Source organism: Comamonas sp. B-9, assembly GCF_000410635.1.
In the GTDB taxonomy this organism is placed as follows: Bacteria; Pseudomonadota; Gammaproteobacteria; order Burkholderiales; family Burkholderiaceae_C; genus Comamonas.
This window is the reverse complement of the sequence record NZ_KE148634.1, coordinates 68883-75550: the sequence shown is the minus strand read 5'-3', so window position 1 is coordinate 75550 and position 6668 is coordinate 68883. Positions and strand designations below refer to the sequence as shown.

Sequence of the window (6668 nt, the reverse complement as noted above, 5' to 3'; positions counted from 1 at the left end):
CTGCACCAGGGCCGGCTCAGCCCCCTGCACCGGCAGCAGGCCAAAGCGCACGCGGCTCAGGCGCGGCAAGCCCGCGCCGGGCAGCACAGGCGCCATCGCCTCGGTCAGCACCGCTGCATTGATGCATGCCACGCCCAGACCCGCCGCAATGGCCGACTGCAGACCGGCGACGCCCGAGGCCTGGTGGGCCACCACATAGTCCAGGCCCTGCTGGCGCAAGCGCGTCTCGGCATAGTGGCGCAGCGCGCAGCTGTCGGGCAGCACCAGCAAGGGCAGCGGCTGGCCGGGCTCGGCGGCCCATTGGCGGGGACGGGCCCAGACCAGCGGCTCTTCGGGCCCCAGCAACTGCAGGCGCTGTTTGAAAGGGGGCAGCGCCATCACCACACCCAGATCGCACTGGCCCTGGGCATAGGCGGCCTCCACCTCGGCGCTGCGCAGCACGCTGACCTCCAGCCGCACGGCAGGGTGGCGCTCTGCCAAGGCCTTGAGCATGCGCGCCAGCGCATCGGGCTTGAAGTAATCGGTGACCGCCAGCTTGAGCGCCCCTTGCAGCGCCAGGCCGCGCATGTCGCGCAAGGCATGCTCGGCCATGCCCACCAGCGCCCGCGCATGGCCCAGCAGCTGGCTGCCAGCCGCTGTAGGCAGTACGCCGGTCTTGCTGCGCAGCAGCAGCGGCTTGCCGATGCATTCCTCCAGCTTCTTGATCTGCTCGCTCACCGCTGACTGCGACAGGAACAGCTGCGGCGCAGCGGCCGTCAGGCTGCCGGCCTCGACCACGGCGATCAGGGTGCGGAGCTGGGCGAGGTCCAGGTGGGCCATGGCTTATCCAACGGTTTAACAGATGGCAACTATCATATCTTCCCGTTTTTCAAATGCATAGAGGGCTCGCACAATAGGCCCATCGTCCCACCCAGGAGCCTTCCATGCCCCACATCGCCATCCAACTCTCCGGCCCCCGCCATGCCGAGCGCCAGCAGCAAATCAGCCAGGCCATGGCCCAGCTCACCCAAGACATTCTGGGCAAGCGCCCCGAGGTGATTGCCATTGCATTCACCCAGGTCGCTGCGCAGGACTGGTGGATTGCCGGCCAGACGCTGGAGGAGCTGGGGCAGTCCGCCTTTCAGCTCGATATCAGCATCACCGACGAGACCAATACCAAGGCGGAGAAGGCGCGCTACCTGCAAGCGGTCTACGACACGATGGCCGGCCTGATGCCCAAGCTCCATCCGGTGTCCTATGTGCATCTGATCGATGCCCGCGCCGCCGCCTATGGCTATGGTGGCAAGACGCAGGAATACCGCTACAGCCACGGCTAACCCATCCCGCCCAGCACAGCCGCCGGGGACTTGACAGCGCCTCAGCGCTGCGCGGTGGCCAGCTTGACTGCCAGGCCCACAAACACCACGGCGGTGATCTTGTTGAGCCAGAACTGCGCACGCGGCGAGCGCAGCAGCAGGTTGCCAAAGGCGCCGGAGAACAGCGCAATGGCGCCAAACACCAGGAAGGCCGCCAGGATGAACACGGCGCCAAAGACAAAGATCTGCGGGCCGACCGGGCCGATGGCGGGGTCGGCAAACTGCGGCAAAAAGGCCAGGAAGAAGATCAGCACCTTGGGGTTGGTGAGGTTCATCACCACGCCACGGCGCACCATCACCAGCAGGTCCTTGCCTGCGATGTCCGCTCGACCGCTTCCGCTGGCAGCCGCTCCGCCAGCCGATGCATCTGCAGCCACCGGTGCCCGCCAGGCCCCCCAGGCGAGGTAGGCCAGGTAGGCCGCACCACACCACTTGAGCAGCGTGAATGCCATGCTGGACGCCGCAAACACCGCTGCCAGCCCCAGCGCCACCGCCGTGGTATGCACTACCACACCCAGGCACAGGCCCACCACCACGGCAATGCCCACGCGCCAGCCGCGTTGGATCGACTGCATCAGCACAAACAGGTTGTCCGGCCCGGGCGACAGCGCCAGCAACACGGCAACACCAAAAAAGGCCAGCAGGGATTGGAAAGTAGGCATAGGAATGTCTCGGGGAAGGGCCGCAGACCAGCGGCGAAGAACCGGCACATTATGGCCTGCGGCCCAGCCGACCAGATCTGCCAGCGCTTACGGGCGTGACAGCGGCGCAGTGACGATCCAGCCTTCCAGCGGGTCAATGCCGGGCGGCAAGCCATACAGCGCATGGCCCGCCGCATGCTGGGCCAGCGCCCAGCCGGCCTGCAACATGCAAATGGCGGCATCGAGGTGGTCACCACTGGCATCGGCTGCCATGGTCTGCAGCTGCGCAGCATCGGCCAGCAGGCGCAGCCCCAAATGGTGCTGGCCTAGCTGCAAGGCCTCCAGCAACTCTGCCCTGGCCTGGGCACGCTCGGGCGTCTGGCGCTGGCGGTCATCGCTTTTGTAGCTGCGCCGGCCAATCAACTCGCGCGCCAGCATGCCGGGGTAGGCCTCCAGCGCGACGCGGGCACTGTCACGGCGCAGCAGGCCCGGAAAATCTGCGCCCACATCCAGCAGCCGGGGCAGGCCCGCATGCAGCATCCAGGCCACCGGTGGGTTGACCCATTTCATCGAGGGGCTGGAGCCAGCGGGCCCATCGGTGGCGCGGTGGGCAAACTTGCCACCGGCGGGCCGGGCATCGCAAAAGGCCTTGAACAAGGTTCGGATCTCGCTGCGCTCCAGGCCAGCATAGTGCTGCATGCATGCCTGCCAGTCGCTGGGCCAGCCCAGTTGGCTGACGAGTGCGCGCGGCAGTGCAAACGGCAGGTCAAAGCCGCCGACCCAGGCCGGCTGCTGCTGCAAAAAATCCTGCCACTGCGCCAAGGCGGCAAAGCGCTCAAAGCTCTGCAGCGCCACCGTGCCCGCCTCGGCATCCAGCTGGCCCCAGGCCACCACCACGGGTTTGCGCCGGCTGGGGCTGCTGCTGAAATCGCAGCCCAGCACCGGTGGCAGCGCAGCGCCTGGCATCGCTCAGCCCAATCCCAGCGCGACCACGCCCACGCCGATCAGCAGCGCGCCGGCAATGCGCAGCAGGCGGTCGCCCTCGCCCAGCAGCTTGCCGCCAATAAGGGCGGCAAACAGCATCGAGACCTCGCGCGCCGGCGCCACATGCGAGATCGGCGCAGTCTGCACCGCATACAGCACCAGCACATAGGCCATGGGGCTGAAGATGGCGACGACCAGCGCAAAGCGCCATTGCTGCAGCCACAGACGCCGGGTCTCAGCCCAGTTCATCATGCCCAGCGGCGCCAGCATCACCACGCGCACCAGGTTGCCCATGTAGTCGAGCAGGATGGGCGAGAGCAGCATCACCTTGACGGCATAGCTGTCCACCACCGTATAGGCGGCAATGAACAGGCCCGTGAGCAGCCCGTAGTACAGGCCCTTGATGGTGCGATCGCGGGCCTCGCCGGGGCCCGGCCGGGTGGCGGCACGCAGCATGGCCGGGCCGCCAGCAATCAAAAATACGCCCGCCACCACGGCCGCGATGCCCACCGCGCCGAGGCTCGACAGATGCTCGCCCAGAAACAGCACCGCCACCATCGACGAGATCAGCGGCCCGCTGCCGCGTGCCAGCGGGTAGACCACGGTGAGATCGGCCACCCGGTAGCCGCGCAGCAAGGTGACAAAGTAAAAGATATGCAGCAAGGCGCTGGCCGAGACAAAGGCCCATTCGGTCAGGCCCCACTGGGGCACCACATCCTTGCCCACCCACCAGCCCACCGGCAGCCACACCAGCGCATTGAGCACCGAGGTGAACAGCGAGAAGCGGGCGTCACCCCCGGCTTTCTTGGCGACGATGTTCCAGAAAGCGTGGATGATGCCGGCCGCGATGATGAGCGTGAAAGCGTGGAGCGTCATGGCTGGAGGAACGGTGGAAGCGAGACGGAAAAAAATAACCCGGGTCGGGCCCGGGTGTCACACAGTCAGGGTGCGGATCAGTTGCCTGCGCGCTGCGGAATCAGCGACAGGAACTCGCGCCGCAGATTGGGGTTGGTCAGAAACTCGCCCCGCATGACCGAGTTGAGCATCTTGGAGTCCATCTCGCGCACACCGCGCCAGGACATGCAAAAGTGCGAGGCCTCCAGCACCACGGCCAGGCCATCGGGCTGGGTCTTCTTCATGATCAGATCGGCCAGCTGCACGATGGCCTCTTCCTGGATCTGGGGGCGGCCCAGCACCCAGTCGACCAGGCGCGCATATTTGGACAGGCCGATCACATTGGTGTTCTTGTTGGGCAGCACGCCGATCCAGACCTTGCCGATGACCGGGCAGAGGTGGTGGCTGCAGGCGCTGCGCACGGTGATCGGGCCGACGATCATCAGCTCGTTCAGGTGCTCGGCATTGGGGAAGGCCGTCACCTCGGGCTGGGGCACATAGCGGCCCTTGAACACCTCGGTCAGGTACATCTTGGCGACACGGCGCGCGGTGTTGCGGGTGTTGTGGTCGTCCTTGGTGTCGATGACCATGCTGTCGAGCACGCCCTGCATCTTGTGCTCGACTTCGTCAAGCAGCTGCTCGAGCTCACCGGGCTCGATGAACTCGGAGATGTTGTCATTGGCATGAAAGCGCTGCTGGGCTGCCACTATCCGCTCACGGATCTTGACGGACACCGGTGTGCCTTCGTCGCTGGCGGGTGCTTTATTCGGATCGGATAGTTCTGTAAACATAGCGGGGATGGTAGCAGCGATTGCAGACCCGCAAGCATACGGTGTTTCTCCCCCTTAGAACCTGTTCAGAGTCTCTACGCAGCCGCGTTGGAGTGCAATCGGGATGAGTTCGAAGGGATGGAACGCAGCTTGCACCGGGGTGCAAGCAAGGGCCAGCGCGCAGAAATCGCCCGATTTCACTCCAACCCACAGGGACAGTGGCTTTGCGCTGCCCTGGAAGCGAGCGGTCTGCGTTGTTGCAAATCCTCGCAATAGCGCGGCTATTGCTGCGGTATTGCGCCTAGCATCCCATCTCGCAAAGACACTGTCGCGGCGCGAGGAGACTTTGAACAGGTTCTTAGGCCAGCGCAAGAAAAGGGTAAAAGCTATGGATTCGATAGCATTCGGCGCCCAAAAGCCGAAAAGCGGTTTTTGCCTCAGTCGCGCAACCGGAATTCGGCAATCAAGGGCAGATGGTCGGACATGCGCCACCAGATGCGGCCCCGGGGCACAAACAGGCCGCAGGGCGTCAGACCCCGGGCATAGACATGGTCCAGCTGCACAACGGGCAGGCGCGAGGGGTAGGTCATCAGCGGCTGCTCGTCGTACTCGAAGAGGCCAAAACCGGCCAGCATGCGTTTGACCTGGAAGCCCCAGTCGTTGAAGTCGCCCGCGACAATCACCGGCTCATCATCGGGCACATGGGCCTTGATGAACTCATGGATCAGCGCGGTCTGGCGCAGGCGGCTGCCATGCACCAGGCCCAGGTGCACCACGATGGTGTGGATGCGCTGGCCGGCAATCGCCATCGCCACATGCAAGAGCCCGCGCTGCTCAAAGCGGTGGTCGGAGATGTCGCGGTGGTTCGATTCCAGAATCGGCCAGCGGGTGAGCAAAGCGTTGCCGTGCTCGCCCCAGCGCGTCGTGGCATTGGTGCGGTAGGCAGCGGTATAGCCCAGCGGGGTCAGAAAATCCGCCTGGTTCTGCTCGGGCCAGTTGTTGAAGAAGCTCTCTTCCTTGCGGTTGTCCTTGCGCACTTCCTGCAGGCAGATGATGTCGGCATCCATCTGCTCGACCGCCAGCCCCAGGTTGTGGATCTCCAACCTGCGCACGGGTCCCAGGCCTTGCACCCCTTTGTGGATGTTGTAAGTGGCCACCCGCAGTATCGGTAAATCGTCGTGAGTATCGGTCATGAAGCTATGAACCTCGGCAGCCAGAGAATGGCTTCGCTGTTCGATATGGAATAGCAGCGCTGTGCTGCCTCTAGCCAATCATGCCACGCATGCGCGGTGTGCTCCCTCGGGCTGAGCACGATCTTGGTGTAGGACGGCACCTGCAGGCTGAAGACATGCTCGGTGTTCATGCAGACATCGGGCGCATAGCGGTGGCGCCAGGCCGGGTAGATCGGGTAGGTGTTCTCCAAATCCCAGTCGCACAGCACGCAGCCAGGCTGCTGGGCATCGATGCCGGTTTCTTCAAAGACCTCGCGGATTGCCGTCTGCTGCCAGGTTTCGCTATCGCTGTCCTGGCTGCCGGTCACCGGCTGCCAGTAGTCCTGGCCCTCCATCTGGCTGACACGGCGCAGCAGCAGCACCTGCAGATCGGCCGTGTGGATGATGACCAGCACCGAGCGGGGCAGCTTGTAGGGCAGGCTGGCGCCTCTAGTCTCTTGCATCGTCAACGCTGGGCCTCGGGCTTGCGGGTGGCCACGGCCGGCGGCAAGGCCTTGGCCTGCAGCAGCCGCACCTGCTGCACCATCAGGTTGTGGGCGTTCAGGAAGGCGGCGGCAATCACCTTGCCCTCATTGGTATTGCTCCAGCCCATGCCGGCGCCGCCACCCAGGCGGCCCAGCAGCACGCCGCCCACGCCCAGGTCGGTGGCGCGGGCCGAGCCGGTGGCGGCGGCGACCTGCTCGGTGGTTTCGTTGTCGGTCAGGAACAAGGCGGTCTGCGCCTCCTTGAACTTGACCTGCTCAGCCACACCGGCCAGGCCCACGATATCGCGCAGCACCGGAATCATCGCGA

General features: G+C 65.0%; 8 protein-coding genes and 1 pseudogene. 1 reads left to right on the top strand and 8 read right to left on the bottom strand.

Going from position 1 to position 6668, the window contains the following annotated elements; genetic code table 11:
* Positions 1-819 (bottom strand): LysR family transcriptional regulator (locus H928_RS0118545; protein ID WP_021027852.1); only part of this gene is annotated, 819 nt, incomplete at its 3' end.
* A 104-nt stretch (positions 820-923) separates the two neighbouring features.
* Here H928_RS0118545 and H928_RS0118540 point away from each other — a divergent pair.
* The gene (locus tag H928_RS0118540; RefSeq protein WP_021027851.1) at positions 924-1316 is read left to right on the top strand and encodes a tautomerase family protein; all 393 of its coding nucleotides are present in this window, start codon (positions 924-926) and stop codon (positions 1314-1316) included.
* A 41-nt stretch (positions 1317-1357) separates the two neighbouring features.
* Here the strand turns inward: H928_RS0118540 and H928_RS0118535 are convergent, their stop codons facing one another.
* The 7 genes and pseudogenes from H928_RS0118535 to H928_RS28735 all read right to left on the bottom strand — a co-directional run.
* Positions 1358-2017, bottom strand: a complete 660-nt coding sequence (locus H928_RS0118535) for a LysE family translocator (protein WP_021027850.1) — start codon at positions 2015-2017, stop codon at positions 1358-1360.
* 87 nt (positions 2018-2104) lie between these two features.
* Positions 2105-2962 (bottom strand): DUF429 domain-containing protein, encoded by an 858-nt coding sequence (locus tag H928_RS0118530; protein WP_021027849.1) that lies wholly within the window; start codon positions 2960-2962, stop codon positions 2105-2107.
* 3 nt (positions 2963-2965) lie between these two features.
* A complete protein-coding gene (locus tag H928_RS0118525; protein ID WP_021027848.1) occupies positions 2966-3856 on the bottom strand; it encodes a DMT family transporter in 891 nt (296 codons plus the stop codon).
* Positions 3857-3933: 77 nt separating this feature from the next.
* Positions 3934-4665, bottom strand: coding sequence for a GTP cyclohydrolase I (folE, locus tag H928_RS0118520; RefSeq protein WP_021027847.1), 732 nt, complete (start codon positions 4663-4665; stop codon positions 3934-3936).
* A gap of 416 nt (positions 4666-5081) precedes the next feature.
* Positions 5082-5837, bottom strand: a complete 756-nt coding sequence (locus H928_RS0118515) for an endonuclease/exonuclease/phosphatase family protein (RefSeq protein ID WP_021027846.1) — start codon at positions 5835-5837, stop codon at positions 5082-5084.
* Positions 5834-6319: a dihydroneopterin triphosphate diphosphatase gene (gene nudB, locus H928_RS0118510; RefSeq protein ID WP_021027845.1), complete on the bottom strand. Its 486-nt coding sequence runs from the start codon at positions 6317-6319 to the stop codon at positions 5834-5836. The genes H928_RS0118515 and nudB overlap by 4 nt, the downstream gene beginning before the upstream one ends.
* A gap of 2 nt (positions 6320-6321) precedes the next feature.
* Positions 6322-6668 (bottom strand): annotated as a pseudogene (locus H928_RS28735) (curli production assembly/transport component CsgG); the annotation flags it as partial.

Bases quoted from the DNA above. Each gene is read 5' to 3' on its own strand.
- H928_RS0118540 (WP_021027851.1), top strand. From the start codon at position 924: ATGCCCCACATCGCCATCCAACTCTCCGGCCCCCGCCATGCCGAGCGC.
- H928_RS0118535 (WP_021027850.1), bottom strand. From the start codon at position 2,017: ATGCCTACTTTCCAATCCCTGCTGGCCTTTTTTGGTGTTGCCGTGTTG.
- H928_RS0118530 (WP_021027849.1), bottom strand. From the start codon at position 2,962: ATGCCAGGCGCTGCGCTGCCACCGGTGCTGGGCTGCGATTTCAGCAGC.
- H928_RS0118525 (WP_021027848.1), bottom strand. From the start codon at position 3,856: ATGACGCTCCACGCTTTCACGCTCATCATCGCGGCCGGCATCATCCAC.
- folE (WP_021027847.1), bottom strand. From the start codon at position 4,665: ATGTTTACAGAACTATCCGATCCGAATAAAGCACCCGCCAGCGACGAA.
- H928_RS0118515 (WP_021027846.1), bottom strand. From the start codon at position 5,837: ATGACCGATACTCACGACGATTTACCGATACTGCGGGTGGCCACTTAC.
- nudB (WP_021027845.1), bottom strand. From the start codon at position 6,319: ATGCAAGAGACTAGAGGCGCCAGCCTGCCCTACAAGCTGCCCCGCTCG.